The organism is Streptomyces sp. TRM49041 (genome assembly GCF_008271805.1).
Taxonomy (GTDB): domain Bacteria; phylum Actinomycetota; class Actinomycetes; order Streptomycetales; family Streptomycetaceae; genus Streptomyces.
In genome coordinates this window covers 18,702-38,924 of sequence record NZ_VSRY01000083.1, presented here as the reverse complement: position 1 = coordinate 38,924, position 20,223 = coordinate 18,702, and the positions used below count along the sequence as shown (strand labels likewise).

Below are 20,223 nucleotides of genomic sequence, written 5' to 3'. Positions count from 1 at the left end.
CCGGCACGCGGTGCGGTGCGCGGCCGCCGCCCTGGCGACCCGGTCGGAGGCCCGGCGGGCGGGATGGGCACCATGCCTGTCCCGCGCCTCGTGGCCACGGCACCGGAAGCCGGGTGCGGCGGGCCAGTCCGTCACCCGCCGCAGCGGATGCGCTGTGACCGGTGCCGTGTACCGGCTTACCTGGATGGAGGACATGGGTGCCTCTTCCGACCTTGGTGCCTGCCCCAGGGGGCTCATTGCTCCGATTTCCGGCTTAACACAAGACGCATATCGCGTCAACCAACTACCAATCGGTACATTCGGATTCAAGTATGCCCGACCAGGGTGTTGCGGGGGCGTCGCTCCTCGACCGGGGTGCGCAGGATGCGGGCCCCACGCCGCCGCGGCCGCCGAGTCGGTCGGCGGGTGTCGCCGCAGACAGCGGCCCGGCGGATCGGACGAGAAACCACACCCATCACCTCCGCACAGCCGGATACGGCTTTCATGACGCGACCGCGCCTGCGGCGGGCGCAAGGCGTCGAAGACCTATGACAGGGACTGAAAACCCATTCACCCGGAAGGCGCGTACCAACCTTTCGGCAATGGCGACGGAATTGCTCCGGTCATTTCCCGGGGATGCCGCCGATGGGCCCGCACAGGACTACAATTCCCTGCATGGCCGGGCGAATCGAGGACTACGCCCTCATCGGAGATCTGGAGACCGCAGCCCTTGTCGGAACGGACGGGGCCATCGACTGGATGTGTGTTCCCCGGTTCGACTCCCCCGCCTGCTTCGCCGCCCTGCTCGGCGGCGAGGACAACGGCCTGTGGCGGATCGCGCCCGTCGGCGCGGGTCGGTGCAGCCGACGCTCCTACCGCGGTGAGACGCTCGTGCTCGACTCGCTCTGGGAGACCGCGTGGGGTGCCGTGCGGGTCACCGACTTCATGCCGCCCCGCCTCACCGAGACCGGCCCGCACGGCCCGCGGATCGTCCGTCGGGTGGAGGGCGTCGCCGGACGCGTCGAGATGCGGGGGGAGTTGCGGCTACGCTTCGACAACGGCCGTGTCACGCCGTGGACGCGGACGGTCGACGGCCGGGTGGTCACCGCCGTCGCCGGGCCCGACTCGGCCCACCTCGCCGTCGACGCCGACGTGGACACCTCGACGACGAAGAGCTCCACGGTGTCCGACTTCGCCGTACGGGCCGGACAGTGCGTCACCTTCGTCCTCACCTGGAGCCCCTCGCACATCGCCGGAACACCGTCCGCCGACGCCGGCGCGTCGCTCACGGACACCATGGAATTCTGGCGTGACTGGGCGTCGGAATGCCGTTACGACGGCCCGCACCGTGATGCCGTCGTCCGTTCGCTCATCACCCTCAAGGCGCTCACGTACGCGCCCACCGGTGGAATCGTCGCCGCGGTCACGTCGTCCCTCCCGGAACATGTCGGAGGGGAACGCAATTGGGACTACCGGTTCTGCTGGCTACGGGATTCCACGTTCACCCTCTCCTGCCTTCTTCGTTCCGGCTACCGCGAGGAGGCCGAGGCGTGGACGGGCTGGCTGCTGCGCGCCGTCGCGGGTGAACCCGACGACCTCCAGCCGCTGTACGGGGCGGCCGGCCAGCGCAGGCTCGTCGAGTCGCCCGCGCCCTGGCTGTCCGGGTACGAGGACTCCCGCCCCGTACGGTTCGGGAACGCCGCCGTCGACCAGCTCCAGCTGGACGTCTACGGCGAAGTCGTCAACACCATGTACTCGGCCCTCCGTGCGGGCGTGCCGCTCGACGGCCACGCCTGGAAGCTGGTGGCCTCGCTCATGCGTCATGTGGAGAAGCACTGGCGCGAACCGGACGCGGGCCTGTGGGAAGTACGGGGTCCGCGGCGCCACTTCGTCCACTCCAAGATCATGTCGTGGGTGGCGGCGGACCGTGCGCTGCGCCTGGCCCGCGTCGCCGGGCTTCGGGCGTCGGCGGCCCGCTGGCGCGGCATGCGCGAGGAGATCCGGAAGGACGTGCTCCGGCACGGCTGGGACGACGAACAGGGCTGCTTCGTCCAGTTCTACGGCTCGCGCGGGGTCGACGCCACCTCGCTGCTGCTGCCCCGGCTCGGTTTCCTCCCGCCGGACGACCGTCGGCTGCGCGGCACCCTGGAGGCCGCCCGCGTCCTCGACCATGAGGGTTTCCTGCGCCGGTACGCGGACACCGACGGCCAGGTGCACGCCGTGGACGGGCTGACCGGAGGGGAGGCCACGTTCATCGCCTGCTCGCTCTGGTTCGCCGACGCGCTGGCCATGACGGGCCGCCCGGAGGAGGCACGGCAGAGGTTCGAACGGGTTCTGGACGTACGCAACGACGTCGGCCTCCTCTCCGAGGAGTGGGACCCGGTGACGTACCGACAGCTCGGCAACACACCTCAGGCGTTCAGCCATGTGGCCCTGGTGAACTCGGCGTTCGCCCTGTACGGCACGCGGAACGGCTCCCGAGCGCGCTCCGGGCCCGCTGACGGACCGGACCGTCACTTGGGCGGGAGGCTCTCCGCGTAGGCGACGCCCTCGTCGATCCACGCGTCGAGGTCCGTGTCCTCGGCCACCGCGGACGCCGCGACGACGACCCAGCCGCGCATGGGACGGCCGGTGAAGTCGAACGGCCGCGCGCCGGGCCGGGCGAGAGCCGTACCGGTGGCGTCGGGGCCGACCCTGACGACCAGCTCGTCGCCGATCACGCCGACGGCCATGTTGCCCTCGTGGAGAAACGCCAGGCCGCCGAACATGCGCTTCTCGCCGACCGCCGGGTGGTCGCCCAGCCGGGTACGGATCCGTTCGGCCAGTCCTTCGTCGTACGCCATGCCGGTCCTCCAGCGTCGTGGTCGTGGGGGCGCCGCCGTCCCCGGCGTACGGTGCGCCCGGCCCGCCCGCCGCGCAAGCGACCCGGCCGGTGCGCACCCGTCCGGGGCGCGGCCGTCACACGGATGGCGACGCCCCGCCCCCGCGGCCACGTCATGCGCAGACCGGAACCCCCGGGACCCGGTTGTCGGGCGACTTGACGTAGATGTTGGTCATGTAGCCGCCGTACTGGGGGAGATGCGCCCACCAGTCGTTGACATACGGCGGGACGCTTACCTGCCGGCCGCGCTTCTGACAGGACACGAGGACCTCGACCCCGGCCGGCAGCGTGGTGAGCGCCGACGAGCCGGTGGTCGTCCCGGCGCGGACCCGCACCCCGCTCCCCCAGGTGCCGATCCAGGTGCCGGCGGGCCGGGAGGCGCCGGGGACGTTCAGCGAGCGGGTGAGCCGCCCGAGGTCGCTGTACGCCTTGCCGTACGGCGTGCCCTGCGGGTGGAGGGTGAGGACGGCCACGATCGAGCGGTCCCCGGCGCCGACGACGCCTGTCGTGTGGAGCGCCGGACGGGTGAGGTCCACGGCGTCGGCGCCCGCGGCCGCCCGCGTGCCCACGTCAGCGGCCGCCCGCGTGGTGGGACCGTCGGGTGCCGTCGTACGGGCGGCCGCGGTGGCGGTGCAGCCGCCGGAGCTGAACCCGGACCAGCCCTGCTTCACCGCCCAGGGGCGGTCGAACGCGCCCGCGACGCCGAAGTGCTGGTCGTAGCCGTCGGCGGCACAGCGGGTGGACCGTCGCAGATTGCCCAGCACGTAGTCGCGTACGGCCGCCGGGGCCGAGTCCAGCAGATGGCGGTAGATCTTCACGGTGTCGCGCGCCGACAGGGCCGTGTAGCCCCAGTAGCCGAGGTGGGTCGCCGGGGGCCGGGCGGTGTCCGTCAGGCCGAGCCGGGGGACCATCCGGTCGATCACGGCGCCCTGGCCGTTGTTCGCCCAGAAGTGGCTCGCCGCGCTGTCGTCGCTGCCGCGCAGCATCGCGTCGACGCGGGTGCGGTCGGCCGGTGAGAGCGCGTCGGGACCGCGGTTCCAGAGCAGATCCAGCGTGATGAGCAGCTTCACCACGGAGGCCGACCGGAACGGGGCGCCGGCGTTCAACTGCTCGGTGAACGTGCCGGTCCTCCGGTCGAGGACCGCGACCCCCGCCGTCACTCCGGCGGGCACCTCCGCCCGGACGGAGGGACCGGCCGGCCCCGGTGCGGGCCCGTTCGCGGCGGCGGGCCGGGGGGTGGCGGCCGCGGTGGAGGACAGCAGCGCCACCAGGCCGAGGGACAGCGCACCCACCAGGGCGCTGGCGTGGGAGCGGTACGGTGCCATGTTCAGGGGCCTCCGGGGCCGAGGGGCGGGTCGGCGTCGCCGGGCGGCGGGGGTCACGGCCCGTAGCACTGCGGGACGCCCGGCAGCCGGTTGTCCGGGTGGGAGATGTAGTAGCTCGCCGTCCAGCCGTGGAAACCGCGGTTCGGATTGTCCACGTACACCCAGTACGGGTTGCCGCCGACGGTCTGGCCCTTCGTCTGGCAGGTCACTTCGAGCCGGTCGCCGGGCTGCGACCGGCCGGTGACCTTGGGGCAGTTCGCCGGCGAGGGGAACTCGGGGCAGCGGAAGCTCCCCGAACCGGCCACGTCGACGCGCGCGTTGACGTCCGTGGCCCATGTGGTGAAGACCTTCTTCTCGGGCTGACGCGCGCCGTGCGCCTGGGCGGGCACCGCGGTCACGGTCGCCGCGAACGCGCCCAGTGCCGCCACGCCGACGCACAGCACGGCGGTGAGCCGGGTCGACTTCCTCGGCATGTCGTCTCCTTCGGACGCCGGGTGGTGCGGTGCGGCGGGTGCGGCACCACCCGTTCGACGGGGCGACGGCGCCTCCCGTATGAGGGCGTCCGGAACCCTCCACCCGGCCTCCGCACACTCGCACCTGTACACCCCGGCCGACATACGGGACGGCCGCGGGAACCGTCCCTCGGGAAAGCCACCCCGCGGCCCCCACGGGCCCACACCGACGGAGTCCTCCATGTCCCAGCGCAGCGCCCGACTCGCCGCCGCCGGCCTCGCCGCCGGTGCCGCCCTCACCCTGCTCGGCACGGCCGGAACCGCCCACGCCGACGCGTCCCGCTTCTACGTCTCGCTCCAGACCCACAGCAACGTCAGGACCGCGGCGACGACCAACAGCCGGATCGTCCTCAACACGGGCTCCGTCAAGGACCGCTACTACATGGACGGGATCTGCTACGTCCGCGGCCAGTACGTCAAGGTCGGCACCTACGGCACCGACGTCTGGTATCGCGGCCATGTCGTCGACGGGGTCGACGTCATGCAGCCCACGCGCCACAACGTGTGGGTGTGGGGCGGCAACGTCAACATCGGCAAGGACCCGTCGGGCGTGGGTCCCTGCTAGCGGCTCGCCCGCACGACCGCGAGTCCCCGTCGCGACGCGAGGACGCCCCCGGCCCGCTCGCGCGGTGCCGGGGGCGTCCCTCCGTGTGTCAGCAGGTGCGGACGCCCGGCAGCCAGGCGTCCTTGTGGTCGATGTAGATGTTGGAGATGTAGCCGCCGAGCGCCGGGATGTGCGCCCAGGCGTCGTTGCTGTAGCCCTCGGCGTTCACGAGGTCGCCGCGCTTCTGGCAGTCCACGTACACCGCGGTCGGCCCGCTCAGGGTATGGACGACGGCCGCGTTCAGCCGGGCGTCGGCGCGGACCCGGACACCGCTGCCCCAGGTGGTGAAGTTGGTGCCGGGGGTGCCGCCCCCGCCGGGGGTGCAGGGCAGACCGACACCGCGCGCGCCGAGGTACGGGACGGGGTCCGTGCCGCGGGTGCTGGAGGTGGAGCTGTGCGCCTCGAAGTGGAGGTGGGGGCCGGTGGACTGGCCCTCCGAACCCATGCGCGCGATGAGAGTGCCGGCGTTCACCCGGTCGTTGACCCGCACGAGGCGCTCGTACATGTGACCGTACTCGGTGACCGTGCCGTCGTCGTGGCGGATGCGGATCCACTGGCCGTATCCGCTGGCGGTGCCCGAGACGATGACGGTGCCGGGGCCGACGGAGTAGATCGGCGTACCGCGGTTGTTGGCGATGTCGACGCCGTCGTGGCCGGAGTGATAGCCCTGGGTCACCCGGCCGGCGGTGGGGCAGGCACCGGCGTACCCGGCCGCCTGGGCGGGCGCGGCCTCGGCGGCGACGGCGGTGAACGGGATCAGCGCGGCCACGGCGGTCGCGGCGGCGAGCACGCCGATGGACTTGGTGCGCTTGTTCATGTGCATGGGAAGGTCTCCTCGGTGGGGACTGCGGGACGCGGGAAGGTTGGAGGCGTGCTCGGCACGCGGCCCGGGACCCGGGCCGGCACCCGGGCCCGCACTCGGGTCGGCACTCGGGTCGGCACTCGGGTCAGCACTCGGGGACGCCGGGCAGCCACGCGGCCGGGTCGTCGATGTAGATGTTGGAGATCCACGCCTTGTACTTGGGCAGGTACGACCAGGCGTCGTTGCTGTGCCCCTCGGCGTGGACCGTCTGGCCGTGCTTCTGGCACTGCACGTCCACGGGGGTGGGGCCCGGCAGCCGGGTGACGGGCGGCTTCCCGGTACTCGGGTCGGGGCGCAGGCTCACGTCCGTGCCCCAGGTCACAAAGCGCTTGGTGTTCCCCGGCGGCCGGTCGCCGCCGGTGATGCGGAGGGCGCCCGCGTACTGCCCGTTGAGCCGTACATCGCTGACCATCACCAGCGTCCCGGACTCACGGGCCTCGACCATCTTGCCGTTGCCGAGGTAGATGGCGATGTGGTGCACGGAGTTCAGGTTGTCCGGGTCGGAGCCCCACAGCAGCAGGTCCCCGGGCTGGAGGGGGGCGAGGCCCTGCGCGCGGCTGAAGCGGTCGGTGGCGCCGCTCCACTTGGCCTGGTTCCAGGAACCCTCGGGCAGCAGGATGCCGGCGCCCTGCCAGGCCGCGTACTGCACCAGGTGCGAGCAGTCGAATCCCCTCACCTGGCTGTCGTGGGCGCCGGGCCCGCCTCCGGGGTAGTCCTGACCGTATGTCGGCCCGTGGATGGAGCCGCCACCCCAGGAGTAGGGGACGCCCAGCTGGGAGCAGGCGGCGTTCACCACGGCGGCGGCCTGGGCCGGTGCGTTGGTCAGCGGACGGCAGTCGGCTGCCGCCGCCGCGGTGCCGGCGGCGGGCGGCGCCGCGGTGGCGGGGCCCGCTCCGGTCGTGGTCAGGACGGCCACGAGGAGCAGTCCCCCGGCTGCCGGGACGAGAGTGCGGTTGGTGCGACGCATGTGCGTGTCTCCCCCTGTTCAGGTGCCGCCGCTGGGCGGCCGTTCCGGGTGGGTTGCGGCAGCGGGTCAGGCTGCGGCAGGACGGGTGGGCGTGCGGGCCGCGCCGCCGGCTGCCTTCGCGCGTGGGACCGCGCGGGAGGCCGTCTCGTATGAGCCGAGCGCGGCCCGGATCTTGGCGAGTCCGCGCATCCGGTTGCGCTGGACGGTGCCGCGGTGCGCGCCGAGCCGCTCGGCCGCCAGGTCGTGGGTAAGGCCCTCGATGTCGACGAGGATCACCGCGGCGGCCTCCTTCGGCGACAGAACGCTGAGCAGCGCGACGGTGGCCACCTCGGCCTCGCGCGAGGCGAGCCCGCCGTCCCAGCTCTCCTCGGGCAGCCGGTCGGTGCAGCGCTCACGGCGGGACGGGTGCTGCCAGGAGTCGCGGAGCAGGTTCCTCGCGGCGGCGCAGGTATAGGCGTACGGATGGCGCTGCCGGGACAGGCTGCTGGCGCGGGCGCGGCGCGACAGCCTCAGATACGTCTCCTGGAGCAGGTCGTCGGCGTCGTGCGGGTTGCCGGTCATGGCCAGCAGCCGGCGGCGCAGCCGGGGCATCACGGCCGTGAACTGGGCGTCGAACTCCGCGGGTGTCATCCGGTCGGCGCAGGCCAGCAGTTCGGTCGCGAACTGCTCGGCCCGGCCGGCACCGGAGTCGGCGGCGGTGGTGGTCGTGGTCGTGGTGGCAGTGGTCCTTGCGGTGGTGCGGATGGTGTGCACGTACTTCCCCCGGATGGTCCACGTGGTGGTCGGTCACGCGGGCGGTTCGTTCGGATCGGGTGGCTCGGTGGCTCAGGCCGGTCAGGAGCGGAGGCCCGACGGGCGTTCGGCGGGCCCGTAGCGGGCGGCCGGCTGTCCACCGATCAGCGCCCAGTACCGGTCGCCGTACGACCAGTGCCACCATTCGGTCGGGTAGTTGACGAACCCGGCGGCGGTCAGCGCCCGGCCCATCAGCTCCCGGTTGGCCCTGGCCTCCGCCGTGATGTCGGCGGCGCCGGTGCGGCAGCCGCCCTCGCTCTCCTCCGGGGTGGCGTTGACCTCGGTGCCGAGCGGCAGTTCGACGCCGTCCTCGGTGCACAGGGTCAGGTCCACCGCGCCACCGCTGACGTGCGGGGCGACCTCCGGCGGGGAGATGTACGCGCTCGCCAGCTCGCGGATGCGCTCCGCCGGCGCGCCGGGGTGGGAGGCACGCATCACGGCGGCGTACTCCTCGAAGTAGCTGCGCTGGAGCGCGGGCGGGCGGAAGCCCTCCACTATCAGCAGGCGTACACCGGTGGGCAGTTCGCGCTGGGCGAGGAGCAGACGGCGGGCCACGTCGGCGCGTACGTGGGCGTACGAGCCGTCGTCGTCGGCCTTCCGCCCGTCGACGAGCAGCCCGTCGGCCGCGCGCAGGTCGACCAGGGGTTCACCCGTGTCGGCGACGCCGGTCTCGGCGACTCTCCGGTCCGAGAGCAGGATGATGTCTGTCACGGTTCACAGCTTGTCCGGGGCCGCTGCAGAAGCGCTGCAGATCCTCTGCAGAAGCCCTGTGAGCCGCCGAAGCGCCGGTGGGGCGGCGGGAGTCAGCCCTGCTGCCGCATCTCCTCGGCCTCCCGGCTGCCCAGTTCGCGGAACACCTCCAGCGCCTCGGCCCACGCCGCCCGGGCGGCGGCCTCGTCGCCGCGGCCGGCGGCCGCGGTGCCCAGGTCCCGTACCGTACGGGCCCGCCAAAGCGGCAGCCCCATCCGGTCCCAGAGGGCGAGCGCCCGGCGCAGCTCGTCGGTCGCCCCGTCCCAGTCGCCGGCGGCCAGCCGTGTCTCGCCCAGGGAGCGCCGTACGAGTGCCTCGCCGAAGAGGTCCCGGCGCTCCCGGGTGACGTCGAGGCACCGCTCGAGCCGCTCCCGCGCGTGCGCGATCCGGCCCTGGCGCAGCTGGACCTTGGCCAGTGACTGACTCGCGTACATCTCGCCGAAGGTGTCCCCGGTCTCCTCGAAGATGCGCAGTGAGTCCCGCAGCAGGCTCTCCGCTTCGGGCAGTTCGCCCTGGGCGCGGTGGCAGAGCGCGAGCGAGCGGAGGCTCAGCCCTTCGCCCTGCCGGTCGTCCGCCGCCCGGTACAGCTCCAGGGAGCGGGTGAGTGCTTCCCATGCCTCGGGGTACCGGCCCCGGTCGCGGTACACGGCTCCGATGCCGTACTCGATATGGGCGAGGGCGGCGGGGTCCACGGGTTCCTGGTAGGAGGCGGCCGCGGCTCGCAGGAGGTCCAGGGCCTCGGTGAAGCGTCCCTGCTCGCGGCGGACGTCGCCCATCCCGGTGAGGGCGCCGGCCCGGCCGCGCGCCACGCCGGTCTCGTCGAACAGGCGCAGGGCGTCGCCGAAGTACGCGAAGGCGTCGTCGAAGCGGTCCTGTTCGAGGCGGAGCCGGCCGAGGCCGTCGAGCAGCCATGCCTCTCCCTCGGCGTCGCCGCTCCGGCGTACGGCGGCGAGTGCGGCCGTGTGCGAGCGGGACCAGGCGTCGAACTGGTTGTAGAGCGCCGCCGAACTCGCTATGAGGACCGCCGCGAGTTCCCGTGCGGCGCGCGGCAGACCGTGTTCGGCGCAGTGGGTGACGGCGGCGACCAGGCATGCCTGCTCGGCCGCGAACCAGGCGGCGGGCCTGCTCAGCAGGTCCCGGGCGAGCAGCGGGTCGAGGGGCGTGCCGGAGTGACGCTCGTGGAGGAGCCTGGCCGCTCCGCCGGGTGCGCGGGCCGCCGCGGCCTCGGCGAGGGACAGCCAGTGGTCGACCAGCCGGAGCACGGCCGCCCGGCGGTCCTCTTCCGTCTCGTCCGAGAGGCAGCGCTCTCTGGCGTGTTCGCGGGCCAGGTCGTGGATGCGGTACCGGGTCTGGCCGGTCTCGTCGACGCCGACCAGCTCGATGAAGTGACAGTCCACCAGGATTTCGACGGCTTCTTCGGCGTCGTCGGGGCTCACGTCGAGCAGCGGCGCGGCCACCCAGGCGGCGAAGTCGGGCAGTTCCAGCAGGGCCAGTCTGCGCAGGGCGCGCCGGCGGTGCTCGCCGAGTTCGGCGTAGCCGAGTTCCAGGCTGGCCCGGAGTTCCAGGTCGCCGGCCTGGAGTTCGTCGAGCCGCCGTCGCTCGTCGCGCAGCCGGGCGGCGAGGCGGGCGGCCGTCCAGTGCGGGCGGGCGGCGAGCCGGGCGCCGGCGATGCGTACGGCCAGGGGCAGCCGGCCGCACAGTGCGACGATCTCGGCGGTTCCGCCGGGTTCGGTCTCGGCCCGCCCGGGTCCGGCGACCTTCGTCAGCAGGGCCAGCGCCTCGTCCTCGGCGGGGGCCTTCAGATCGAGGTGGGCCGCTCCCTCGAGGGCGACGAGGCGCCTCCGGCTGGTGATCAGCACGGCCGAGCCCGGTCCTGGCGGCAGCAGGGGCCGCAGGTGGGCCTCGCCGACGGCGTTGTCGAGGACGAGGAGTATGCGGCGGCGCGCGATGTGGGTGCGGTACACCCCGACCAGGTCCTCGACGCCGCCGGTCAGCGCGTCCGGGTCGACGCCGAGCGCGCGCAGCAGCCGTGCGAGGGCGTCGGCCGTGTGGACGGGCGCGGCGTCCGAGGCCCGCAGGTCGAGGAAGAGCTGCCCGTCGGGGAACCGGGCGGAGAGGCGGTGGCCGATGTGCACGGCGAGGGCGGTCTTGCCCACGCCCGAGCGCCCGGAGACGACCCCCATGGGCGCGGCGGTCCGCGCGGGGTCGCCGGCGCCGACGAGGAGGGCGGTCGCCCAGGTGATCTCGGCTTCCCGGCCTACGAAGTCGGCCACGTCGGGCGGGAGGTGGCAGGGCATGGGAGGTCCACCGGTGTCGGCGTCGCCGTCCGCGCCACCCGTGGACTGGCGGGGCACGGCGTCGACCGACCCGGAACCGGACGTACGGGCACCCGTCACGGTGCTGACGGTGGACGACGGGACGGGCGTGCCGAGCACCGCCGTGTCCCCGGTCAGCAGGGCCTGGTGCAGGGCGCGCAGTTCGGGACCGGGGTCGATGCCCAGTTCCGTTCCGAGCAGCTCGCGGCCCTCGTGGTAGACGCGCAGCGCGTCCGGCACCCGGCCGGTCCGGAACAGTGCGGTCATCAGCTGGCCGCGCGGCCGCTCGCGCAGCGGGTTGGCCGCCACGTGCGTGTAGAGCTCCGCGACGATCTCCGCGCGGCAGCCGAGCGTCAGTTCGGCGGCGAAGCGGGCCTCCAGACCCACGCGCCGGAGTTCGGCGAGGCGGGCCGCCTCGATCCGGGCGAACGACTGGCTCAGCCCCTCCAGCGCGTCCTGGCCGCGCCACAGGGTCATGGCGTCGCGCAGGATGTCGGCGGCCTCGGCGTGGTGCCCCTCGGCGGCCGCGCGCCGGCCGAGCGCCAGGGCCTCCTCGAAGCGGTGGACATCGATACGGTCCCGTGGCACCTCGGCGACGTAGCCGGGCGAGCGTGTGCCGATGGCCGCGCCGCCTCCGGACACCCCGGCCAGGGCCCGGCGCAGCGCCGAGACATGGGATGCGACGAGCGCCCGCGCGGTGACCGGGGCCTGTTCCTCCCACACCAGATCCACCAGGCGGTCGGTGGAGAGGACCTCCCCCGCGTGCACGACCAGTGCCGCGAGGATCGCGGTCGGTTTCGGGCCGCTCAGGGCGATCCGGCGGTCCCCGTCCCACACCTCGGCCGGGCCGAGAAGGCGCACTTCGAGCATCGTCCCCCGAGTCCCCGGCCTTTGGCGCTCGTACGGGTGGCGACGATACCGGCGGGGGGCCCCGGGCACGACCGGCACCGGACTGCCCTGTCCGTCTTCCTCGGCAGTCCGGTCCGGTACACGTCGGCGCACGGCTGGTGGTTCCGGGAGTGGGTGACCTCGCATTCGGGAGCTGGGAGCGCTGTCCGCCTTCACGACGGGGACGGGAGGGTGGGCGCCCTCGTATGACCGACGTTGGCGCGAATCATCCGTACGGGGGACTCATACGCCGACGGCGCGCCGCCGGTCCCCCGGCCGACAGCACTCACCCCCCATGCGCAACCGAGGGAGTCCTCATGATCAAGCATGTCGGCCGACTGCGCCGGATCGCCGTGGCCGGAGCTGCGGCGGGCGGCGTCGCCGCGACCCTGATCGGCGCCGCCCCCGCCCAGGCCGCGGCGAACGCCACGACCGTGTACGTCTGGGCGACCGACGTGAACATGCGCGCGTGCGCCTCGTTCCAGTGTCCTCCGTACGACCGTGTGAAGGTCAGCACGATGAACGTCACGGCGTTCTGCCAGAACCAGGGCGACACCGTGCGCGACGGCGCGTACGTGAACGACTGGTGGCTCCTGGTCGACGCCGGCGGCCCGAAGGGCTGGATCAGCGCCGTGTATGTCCGTGGCGGCAGCAACATGAGCCCGATCCCGGGCGTGTCCAAGGACTTCGCCGACTGCCGCTGACCGGGACCGCGGCGGCCTTCGTACCGCTTGCACCGGCGCCGGCTCTCACCGGCCCCGTGTGTGCGGCGCTCGCCTCGGGGGGCGGCCGGGAGACGGGGGCGAATGCCCGACGCGGCCCGGGTCTCAACGCCGTGTACGGGCACGAGCAGGGCAGGGACGTAGGCGGTTCGCCGTCGGTCAGCAGGTACGCGCCTTCGGCTCCGGCCGTGGCGACGACGGCCCGGGACCGGCCGTGTCCGGCGATCCGGCGCATGGTGTGTTCCGGGTCGGTCAGGGCCGTGGTGGAGAGGAAGACGATGTCCGCCTCGTGGGCGAAGGGCTCGTGGTACGGGTTGGTGCCGTCCCAGTCGTGCAGGTCGGTCGAGAGGGTGACGGCGGCCGCGCGCAGTACGGGGAGGGCGGCGGCGCACGGGTGGGTGAGGGAGACATGGGCGTGGCGGCTCGCCGAGGCGAGGGCCAGGACCGTGGGGTCCGGCAGCCGGTCCGTGGCGTGGGAGCGGGTGCTGTCGTACAGGGAGAGCCGCCGCCCGTCGGGGCCGACGAGGTTGACGGCGCGCTTCGTGCCGGCGGGCAGGGGGACTTTGGTGAGGGGATGCCCCGGTCGCGGTGGAGGGCCAGGACCAGGTCTCCCTCGTGGTCGTCGCCGAGCATGTCGAGGTGGTGGGTGCGCAGGCCAAGGGCGCTGAGCCCGAGAGCCACGAAGTCGCCGGTCTGACCGGCCCGGGTCTCGATCCCGGGCCGGATCATGCAGCTGTCGGCGTCCGGCAGCGGCAGTTCGGGGACTTACACGATCGTGTCGACGCCCGCGCCGCCCAGGACGAGGACGTCGATCTCCGTGTCGGTGCTCATGAGGTTCCTCTCGAACCCGGCTCAGAAGTTGCCGTAGTCGACCTGCCAGGTCGGCAGGCCCATGCGGCGCCAGACGGCGACGACACGGTCGCGGTCGTCCAGGGAGACCCGTACCGAGAAGCGGTGGCGTACATGCCGGTCGAAGAGTTCGGCCTTCACGATGTCGTCGCGGCGGCCGTCGCCGGCGGCGCGCATCCACAGCTCGTCGTACGGCACGTCGTGGCGCCGCAGCCACGCCTCGGTCTTCTCGCGGTGCTCCTCGCCCCGGCCCGACAGCAGGACGACCGTGTCACCGTCGGCACGCCGGAACGCGTGCAGCGCCCGCCGCACGGACACGTTCAGCAGGTCCTCGTCGCAGCGGCCGAAGTCGTACGGGCCGCGGTCGCCGCGGAGGGCGAGCGTGCCGTCGATGTCGCACATGACCGCCGACGGCAGCGCCGGGTCCACGACGTACGGCTCCACGGGCAGCTGGTCGTTGAGCCACTCCTCGGTGAGCCGCCAGCCGCCCTTGCGGGCCTTGGTGTGCTTGTCGGCGAGGAGCCGGATGACGTCCCCGCCGACGGACCTTTCCCGCTCCGCGTCGCGGCGTATGCACTCCTCCACCGGCACATCGGTGAAGTCGTGTACGACGAAGGTGGCGAGCCCGGACACGGCGGCCTTGAGACGCTTGGGGATGTGCGGGGTGAGGTGGGTGTTGTCGACGACGACGTCGAAGCCGCCGTCGACGGCCGCGCGCACCGCCGCGTCCTGGATCGCGAGGACGGTCCGCTCGTGGGCGTGCGAACGGCGTTCGGCCGCCGGGACGTCGAGCATGGTGCGCAGGTCGTCGAGGTTGACCCGGCGCATCCGGCCCTCGGCCCCGTGCTGCAGGCGGCGTGCCTCGGTCGTCTTCCCCGAGGCGGGGAGTCCCGTCATGACATGGACGACGGGCAGTGCGGGCACTACGGGCACGGGCTCAGTTCTCCTCATCGGTCTTGAACGGGTCGGACGCCTCCGGCCTCGTGGAACGGTACGTCACCAGCTCGGTGGGGCGTCCGTCGAGGCGCAGGAACATGGCGGGGCGGACGGCACGGTCCGGCAGGTCCTTCACCGCGCGGGCGAAGGCCCCGCGGTCCGTGGCGAGATGGGCCAAGGACCGGTACGCGTCGTCGACGGCGCGCTCGCGGTCCGCCACCTGCTTCTCGATCCGCGCGACCACCTCGCGCACCCAGGCGTCGAACTCGTCGGGCACCTGTTCCAGCAGTGCGTCCAGCGGCCGCCCGTCCGAGGCGGCGATGTCCGCGGCGGAGCAGCCGAGCGCCTGGGCGACCTGCTTCGCGGGCAGGCCGGCGAAGCGCTGGATGCCGTGGCCGCGCCAGATGTCCCGCTCGGTGACACCAGTCAGGACCTTGTGGAGCCGTACGTACTCGGAGAGTTTGGCCTTCGCCCGCACCCCGGACGCGAAGCGGAGCACATAGCCCTCCGCGTCCGTGCCGGTCGCGGGGCGGCCGCCGGGCAGGATGTTCGCCTCGGTGAGGGCGAGCAGTTCGGCGAGCGGCATGGCGGGCCGGGCGGTGACGACCGAGCCGACCGGCTGCCACGCAGGGGCGGCGTCGGGGAGGGGTATCTCGGTGCCGTCCTTGCCGAACGCGGCGAGGAGCACCAGGTCGCGGCGGTCGCCGTAGTCGACGACGATGCGGTTCTGCGGGTACAGGATCTCCGCGAGGTACGTCACGCCCGGGGTGAGGGCTGTGGTGTCCCGCGTGTCGAGGCGGCGCTGCGCCCAGGTGGCCTGGGTGCTGACGAAGGAACCCTTGGACGCGACCCGCCAGCGGCCGGCGTAGTGGAAGACCACCGCGAGGCTGCCGTCGACCTTGTCGTACACCTCGAACGGCTCGTCCGGGAGCGGCGGGGCGTACGGGCGGCCGGCGGTGTGCTCACCGACGTTGAAGAACTTCGGCAGGGGCAGCGCGACGATCTCGCCGGTGCTGTCGTCCGCGACGAGTCCGCGGCAGCGGATGGTGACGCGGTTCCAGATTGCCTCGTACTGCGCAGTCCGTGTGTATGTGTAGAGGGACAGCGGCAGTTCCGGGTGCTGCTTGCGGGTGACGTGCCCGGCGTCGAGCGCCGCCGCCAGTTCGAGCGGCGGCAGCAGCTCGTCGAGCGTCAGGTACGTCTGGCTGCTCATGGATTCCTCCCCGTGGTGATGCCGCATTCTCACGTGCGGGGAGGTCCGGGGGATACTGGATTTCGCCCTCCCGGCCGGGGAGAGGCGCAGGTCACACAGCCAGGTCAGGCCGTGTTCAGGCGGGCCAGTTGATGCGGGGTCAGGGTCAGGTGGGGTGCCTGTGCCGAGTCGAGGACGCTCTCGGTGCGCCGGGCGCCCGGGATGGGGATGACGTGCGGCGACAGTGCGAGCATCCAGGCCAGGCAGACGCGTTGGGGGCTCACGTCCAGTTCCGCGGCCACCTCGTGGAACGCGGAGTGGTCGGTGCCCAGCCGTCCGGCTCCCCCGATGCCGCCGAGCGGGCTCCAGGGCAGGAACGCCATGCCCAGCTCGTCGCAGAGCCGCAGCTCGGGCAGGCTGCCGCGGAATGACGGCGAGAACCGGTTCTGCACGGCGACGAGCCGGTCCCCGAGGATGGTGCGGGAGAGCCTGATGCGGTCGGGGTCCGCGTTGGAGATGCCGACCATGCGGACCTTGCCCGCGCCGCACAGCTCCTTCAGCGCGCCGATCGACTCCTCGTAGGGGACGGCGGGGTCGGGGCGGTGGAACTGGTACAGGCCGATCGCCTCCACGCCCAGCCGGCGCAGCGACCGGTCGGCGGCCCGCCGCAGATGTGCGGGCGAGCCGTCCAGGGCCCAGGAGCCGTCGGCGGGCCGGGTGTGGCCGCCCTTGGTGGCGACCAGGACGTCGGAGGTGTCGCCGCCGTACGAGGTCAGGGCCTCGGCGATGAGCAGCTCGTTGTGTCCGGGGTCCTGGGCGTCGCTGTGGTAGGCGTCGGCGGTGTCGATGAGGGTCATCCCGGCGTCGAGCGCGGTGTGCAGGGTGGTGAGTGCCTGTTTCCGGCCGGGTCTGCCGTGGACGGAGAGGGGCATCGCGCCGAGGCCGACCGCTCCGACCCGTACGGGGCCGATCCGGCGGTGCGGCATGGTGCGGTCCGTCGCTGCGGTGAGTGTCGCTGTCACCGCTCCAGCCTCCGGGGGCAGGGGGTCCGTGTCCAACACCCGGTGGTGATGGCGGCCATCAGCCGGAGCGATCGGGCCCGGTTCCGCCGCCCGGCTCCAGGAGCGCCAGGAGTGCCAGGAACGCCCGGGACGCGGGGGTGGGGCGGGAGTGGGCCACCGACACCTCCCAGGCGATGTCGTCCGCCAGGGGCACGCCCCGTACGGTCCTGGCCTGCTCCTTGCGGGTGACCGAGCGGGGCATGAGTGCCACGCCCGCGCCCCTGGCCACCATCTCCAGCACCTTGTGGACGTCGTCGAGCTGCAGCCCGGCCGCCCGGCTCACCCCCTGGGCGGCGAACGCGGCGTCGGCGGCGCGGCGGGCGCCCCAGTGCCGGGTGAGTTCGACGAACGCCTCGTCGGCGAGGTCGGCGAGGGCCGGGGGCGTGGGGCGGTCCGCGAGCGGGTGGTCCGGCGGGCAGATCAGTACGAGCGGCTCGGTGGCGAGGGAGCGCAGCCGCAGCCCTTCCGGGACGCCGCCGCCGGCGCCGGTGCCGGCGGCGGCACCCGCACCCGCCACGAACGCGACATCCAGTCCCCCGCGCGCCAGCCGCTCCAGCAGCAGGGCCGAGCCGGCCTGCTCGACGCGTACCCCCACCGAGGGGTACCGGGCGGTGTACGCGGCCACCACGCCCAGCGGGTCGACGGCGCCCATGCACTGCTCGGCGCCCACCGTCAGCGTCCCGCCCACCACGCCACGCGTCGCGGCGACCGCGTCCCGGGCCGCGGCCGCGCTGTCGAGGGTGCGCCGCGCCTCGGCCGGCAGCGCGCGCCCGGCCTCCGTCAGCTCGGCCCCGCGCGGAGTACGGACGAACAGCTCGGCGCCCAGCTCCCGCTCCAGCGCCCGCACCGAGGAGGAGAGACCGGACTGCGCCAGGTGCAGCCGGGCCGCCGCCCGGGTGAAGTTCCGCTCCTCCGCGACGGCGACGAAGTGCTCCAGGTGCCTCAGTTCCACAGCCGCAGTGTAGGCACCCGAGCTTGGCTGCTTCCGGCATCCGGTACGGGCGCTTCCGCCTCTACGATGGGCGGCCATGGACGAGCGGCGACTGACCGCGGAGCTGTCCGCACTGGGGGTCGGGGCGGGCGGTTTCCTGCTGGTGCACTCCTCGCTGCGGGCCGTGGGCCCCGTGGCGGGCGGGGGCGCGGCGGTGCTGCGGGCGCTGCGCGCGGCGCTCGGCCCGGACGGCACCCTCGTCGCACCCACCTTCACCGCACACAATTCGGACACGTCACCGGCGTACCGGGAAGCGGTCCGCGGGATGACCGCCGGGCAGCAGGCCGCCCACCGGGCGGCGATGGAGCCGTACGACGCGCGGACCATGGCGTCGTACGGCGTGGGTGTCCTGCCCGAGCTGGTGCGCACGGCGCCGGGCGCCGTACGCAGCGCCCATCCGCAGACGTCGTTCGCCGCGCTCGGGCCGTACGCCGAGAAGGTGGTGGCCGGTCACCGCCGCGACAACCACCTCGGCGAGGACTCCCCGCTGGCCCGGCTGTACGAGCTGGACGCGCGGATCCTGCTGCTGGGCGCGGGGTTCGCGGCGTGCTCGGCGTTCCACCTGGCCGAGTACCGGGTGCCCGCGCCGCCGCGCCGCACATACCGGTGTGTGGTGCGGGACAGGGCCGGGGTACGGAGGTGGTGGGCGTACCAGGACGTGGACCTGGCCGACGGCGACTTCGACGCGCTCGGCGCGGACCTGGAGCGGTCGGGTGCCGTCGCCGTACGGACGGGACGTGTGGGGGCGGCGGAGTGCAGGTTGCTGGGACTGGCCGACGCGGTGGACTTCGCACGGGAGTGGCTCGGCACGAACCGGAGGGTGGTGGGCCCATGACGGACGGGGCACGGGAGGCGCGGGTGGAGTCGCGGGTGGAGCTGACCCCCGCGGCCGCTGGACTGCTGCAGCGGCTGCGGGAGGTCCACGGGCCGCTGATGTTCCATCAGTCGGGCGGCTGCTGCGACGGCAGCGCCCCGATGTGCTACCCGGCGGGCGAGTTCCGTACGGGCGCGTCGGACGTGCTGCTGGAGTCGCTGGTGGTGGACGGGGTCGCGGAGCCGGTGCCGTTCTGGATGGCCCGCTCGCAGTACGAGCTGTGGAGCCATACGCGGCTCGTCGTGGACGTGGTGGCGGGGCGCGGCAGCGGGTTCTCACTGGAGGCTCCGGACGGCGTACGTTTCCTGCTCCGTTCCCGGCTGATCGGTTCGTAGCCGCGCCCGGCGGGCAACTCTTCCGCGACCTGTGTGAGTTGTCCCGACGCATGGGGGGACGCCATGGCCGTGAGCGGGGTGTGGCGGCGGGCGGGGGTGCTCGTCGCGCTGGTGGGGTGTGCGCTGTCGGCTGCGGGTCTCACCACGCCGCCGGCCGCCGGGGCGACGGGCGCGGCTGGACCGATGGATGCGACGGGCGCGTTCGACGGGCGGGCGGCCGGCATACGGACAGCCGCCCGGTGGGCGGTCGGCGAGCAGGCGGTCGCGTCCGGCGTCCGCTACCGGACCTTCGATGTTCCGTCACCGCGGGGCACGGCACGGGTGCATCTGCTCTCCGCCGACCTGAGGCACCCACGGGTGTCGGTGGAGCTGCTGTACCCGGGTGCGGTGGCGGCCCGGGCGCGGCTGTCGGCGCTGGCCGACGGGTCAGGTGCGGTCGCCGCGGTGAACGGCGACTTCTTTAACCTGACGGAAAGTCAGCATCCCGGGGTGCCCGCGACCGGCGCCCCCGTCGGCCCGGCGGTGGCCGACGGGCGGGCACTGAAGGCGGCGGTGCCGAGAGGGCAGCGGTTCGGCCCCGCGCTGCCGCCCGGCACGAACGCCCGCATGGTGCTGGGAGTCGGCAAGGACGGCCGGGCCCACCTCGGAGAGCTGGTGCTGGAAGGGGTGGTGCGGACGCCGGACGGGCCGCTGCGGCTGGGCGGGCTCAACCAGTACGCGCTGCCGGTCGGGTCGGTCGGGCTGTTCACCCGGGACTGGGGAGCGGTGTCGCGGGTGCGGTCGACGTGCGGCACGGATACGGACCGGGGCGCGCCGTGCAGTGCGGAGACGTACGAGGTGAGCATCCGTGGCGGCCGGGTCGCCGCGGTCGCGGACAAGCCGGGCGAGGGCCGGATCGCGCCGGGTACTCAGGTGCTGGTGGGGCGGGAGGCGGGCGCGCGGCGGCTGCGGGAGCTCACGGTCGGCGACCGGGTGCGCGTCCACTACCGGCTGGTGTCCGCCGGGCCGGAGTCGAGCGTGTTCTTCCGGTTCGCGGTGGGCGGGTTCCCGGTGCTGCGCGGCGGTGAGCCGCCGGCCGGGATGGACCCGGTGACGGCGGCGGTGCGCTCGGCGGCGGGTGTCGCGGAGGGCGGCCGGCGGCTGCTGCTCCTCGCCCTCGACGGCTCACCGGGGTTCCGGCGGGGGCTGACGGTCGTGGAGGTGGCGGAGTTGCTGCGGGACCTGGGCGCGTCGGACGGCGTGAACCTGGACGGGGGCGGGTCGTCGACGCTGGTGGCCCGGGTGGGCGGGGGCGCAGGGGTGCGGGTGCTGAACCATCCCAGCGGCGGCGCCGAGCGGCCGGTGCCCAACGGGATCGGCGTGTTCGTCCGCCGCTGACGACCCCGCGG

19 protein-coding genes and 1 pseudogene are annotated in these 20,223 nt (G+C 73.7%); 6 read left to right on the top strand and 14 right to left on the bottom strand.

Annotated features, from left to right (window positions below):
• Positions 1 to 195, bottom strand: a 195-nt coding sequence (locus tag FVS66_RS35405) for a hypothetical protein (RefSeq protein WP_222946899.1), incomplete at its 3' end; no start/stop codon positions are given.
• 459 nt (positions 196 to 654) lie between these two features.
• Between FVS66_RS35405 and FVS66_RS06455 the strand changes: the two genes are divergently transcribed.
• Positions 655 to 2,520 (top strand): glycoside hydrolase family 15 protein, encoded by a 1,866-nt coding sequence (locus FVS66_RS06455; protein ID WP_149180020.1) that lies wholly within the window; start codon positions 655 to 657, stop codon positions 2,518 to 2,520.
• Here FVS66_RS06455 and FVS66_RS06450 read toward each other — a convergent pair.
• The 3 genes from FVS66_RS06450 to FVS66_RS06440 form a co-directional block, all read right to left on the bottom strand.
• Positions 2,493 to 2,822, bottom strand: coding sequence for a TfoX/Sxy family protein (locus FVS66_RS06450; protein ID WP_149180019.1), 330 nt, complete (start codon positions 2,820 to 2,822; stop codon positions 2,493 to 2,495). The two genes, FVS66_RS06455 and FVS66_RS06450, sit on opposite strands and share 28 nt — an antisense overlap.
• Positions 2,823 to 2,973: 151 nt before the next feature.
• On the bottom strand, positions 2,974 to 4,185 hold the full coding sequence (locus tag FVS66_RS06445; RefSeq protein ID WP_149180018.1) for a hypothetical protein: 1,212 nt from the start codon (positions 4,183 to 4,185) through the stop codon (positions 2,974 to 2,976).
• A 53-nt stretch (positions 4,186 to 4,238) separates the two neighbouring features.
• Entirely contained in the window at positions 4,239 to 4,658 is a 420-nt protein-coding gene (locus FVS66_RS06440; protein ID WP_149180017.1) for a hypothetical protein, read from the bottom strand.
• Between the two features lie 220 nt (positions 4,659 to 4,878).
• On the opposite strand from FVS66_RS06440, the gene FVS66_RS06435 reads away from it, so the two are divergent.
• Positions 4,879 to 5,262: a hypothetical protein gene (locus FVS66_RS06435; RefSeq protein ID WP_149180016.1), complete on the top strand. Its 384-nt coding sequence runs from the start codon at positions 4,879 to 4,881 to the stop codon at positions 5,260 to 5,262.
• Positions 5,263 to 5,350: 88 nt separating this feature from the next.
• Here the strand turns inward: FVS66_RS06435 and FVS66_RS06430 are convergent, their stop codons facing one another.
• The 5 genes from FVS66_RS06430 to FVS66_RS06410 all read right to left on the bottom strand — a co-directional run bounded on the left by FVS66_RS06430 (position 5,351) and on the right by FVS66_RS06410 (position 11,857).
• Complete coding sequence (locus FVS66_RS06430) at positions 5,351 to 6,124, bottom strand: M23 family metallopeptidase (protein ID WP_262386832.1); 774 nt, start codon at positions 6,122 to 6,124, stop codon at positions 5,351 to 5,353.
• A gap of 124 nt (positions 6,125 to 6,248) precedes the next feature.
• Positions 6,249 to 7,130, bottom strand: coding sequence for an NlpC/P60 family protein (locus tag FVS66_RS06425; RefSeq protein WP_149180015.1), 882 nt, complete (start codon positions 7,128 to 7,130; stop codon positions 6,249 to 6,251).
• Between the two features lie 66 nt (positions 7,131 to 7,196).
• A complete protein-coding gene (locus FVS66_RS06420) occupies positions 7,197 to 7,883 on the bottom strand; it encodes an RNA polymerase sigma factor (protein ID WP_399224982.1) in 687 nt (228 codons plus the stop codon).
• Between the two features lie 81 nt (positions 7,884 to 7,964).
• Positions 7,965 to 8,633: a M15 family metallopeptidase gene (locus tag FVS66_RS06415; protein ID WP_149180014.1), complete on the bottom strand. Its 669-nt coding sequence runs from the start codon at positions 8,631 to 8,633 to the stop codon at positions 7,965 to 7,967.
• 92 nt (positions 8,634 to 8,725) lie between these two features.
• A complete protein-coding gene (locus FVS66_RS06410) occupies positions 8,726 to 11,857 on the bottom strand; it encodes a BTAD domain-containing putative transcriptional regulator (RefSeq protein ID WP_149180013.1) in 3,132 nt (1,043 codons plus the stop codon).
• Positions 11,858 to 12,192: 335 nt separating this feature from the next.
• Here FVS66_RS06410 and FVS66_RS06405 point away from each other — a divergent pair, with 335 nt between their 5' ends.
• Complete coding sequence (locus tag FVS66_RS06405; protein ID WP_149180012.1) at positions 12,193 to 12,579, top strand: peptidase M23; 387 nt, start codon at positions 12,193 to 12,195, stop codon at positions 12,577 to 12,579.
• On the opposite strand, the pseudogene FVS66_RS35735 reads toward FVS66_RS06405, so the two are convergent.
• The 5 genes and pseudogenes from FVS66_RS35735 to FVS66_RS06380 form a co-directional block, all read right to left on the bottom strand.
• Positions 12,500 to 13,428: pseudogene (locus FVS66_RS35735) on the bottom strand (PfkB family carbohydrate kinase). The gene FVS66_RS06405 and the pseudogene FVS66_RS35735 overlap by 80 nt on opposite strands.
• A gap of 21 nt (positions 13,429 to 13,449) precedes the next feature.
• Positions 13,450 to 14,379: an AAA family ATPase gene (locus FVS66_RS06395; protein WP_262386831.1), complete on the bottom strand. Its 930-nt coding sequence runs from the start codon at positions 14,377 to 14,379 to the stop codon at positions 13,450 to 13,452.
• A gap of 4 nt (positions 14,380 to 14,383) precedes the next feature.
• Positions 14,384 to 15,595: an RNA ligase gene (locus FVS66_RS06390; protein ID WP_149180010.1), complete on the bottom strand. Its 1,212-nt coding sequence runs from the start codon at positions 15,593 to 15,595 to the stop codon at positions 14,384 to 14,386.
• Between the two features lie 104 nt (positions 15,596 to 15,699).
• Positions 15,700 to 16,560, bottom strand: a complete 861-nt coding sequence (locus tag FVS66_RS06385; protein ID WP_149180022.1) for an aldo/keto reductase — start codon at positions 16,558 to 16,560, stop codon at positions 15,700 to 15,702.
• Positions 16,561 to 16,654: 94 nt separating this feature from the next.
• The gene (locus FVS66_RS06380; RefSeq protein ID WP_149180009.1) at positions 16,655 to 17,587 is read right to left on the bottom strand and encodes a LysR family transcriptional regulator; all 933 of its coding nucleotides are present in this window, start codon (positions 17,585 to 17,587) and stop codon (positions 16,655 to 16,657) included.
• A 76-nt stretch (positions 17,588 to 17,663) separates the two neighbouring features.
• Here FVS66_RS06380 and FVS66_RS06375 point away from each other — a divergent pair, with 76 nt between their 5' ends.
• From FVS66_RS06375 to FVS66_RS06365, 3 genes are all read left to right on the top strand, one after another.
• The gene (locus FVS66_RS06375; RefSeq protein WP_149180008.1) at positions 17,664 to 18,461 is read left to right on the top strand and encodes an AAC(3) family N-acetyltransferase; all 798 of its coding nucleotides are present in this window, start codon (positions 17,664 to 17,666) and stop codon (positions 18,459 to 18,461) included.
• A complete protein-coding gene (locus FVS66_RS06370) occupies positions 18,458 to 18,835 on the top strand; it encodes a DUF779 domain-containing protein (protein WP_149180007.1) in 378 nt (125 codons plus the stop codon). The genes FVS66_RS06375 and FVS66_RS06370 overlap by 4 nt, the downstream gene beginning before the upstream one ends.
• A 63-nt stretch (positions 18,836 to 18,898) precedes the next feature.
• Complete coding sequence (locus FVS66_RS06365) at positions 18,899 to 20,212, top strand: phosphodiester glycosidase family protein (protein WP_149180006.1); 1,314 nt, start codon at positions 18,899 to 18,901, stop codon at positions 20,210 to 20,212.
• The last annotated feature ends 11 nt before the right edge of the window (positions 20,213 to 20,223 follow it).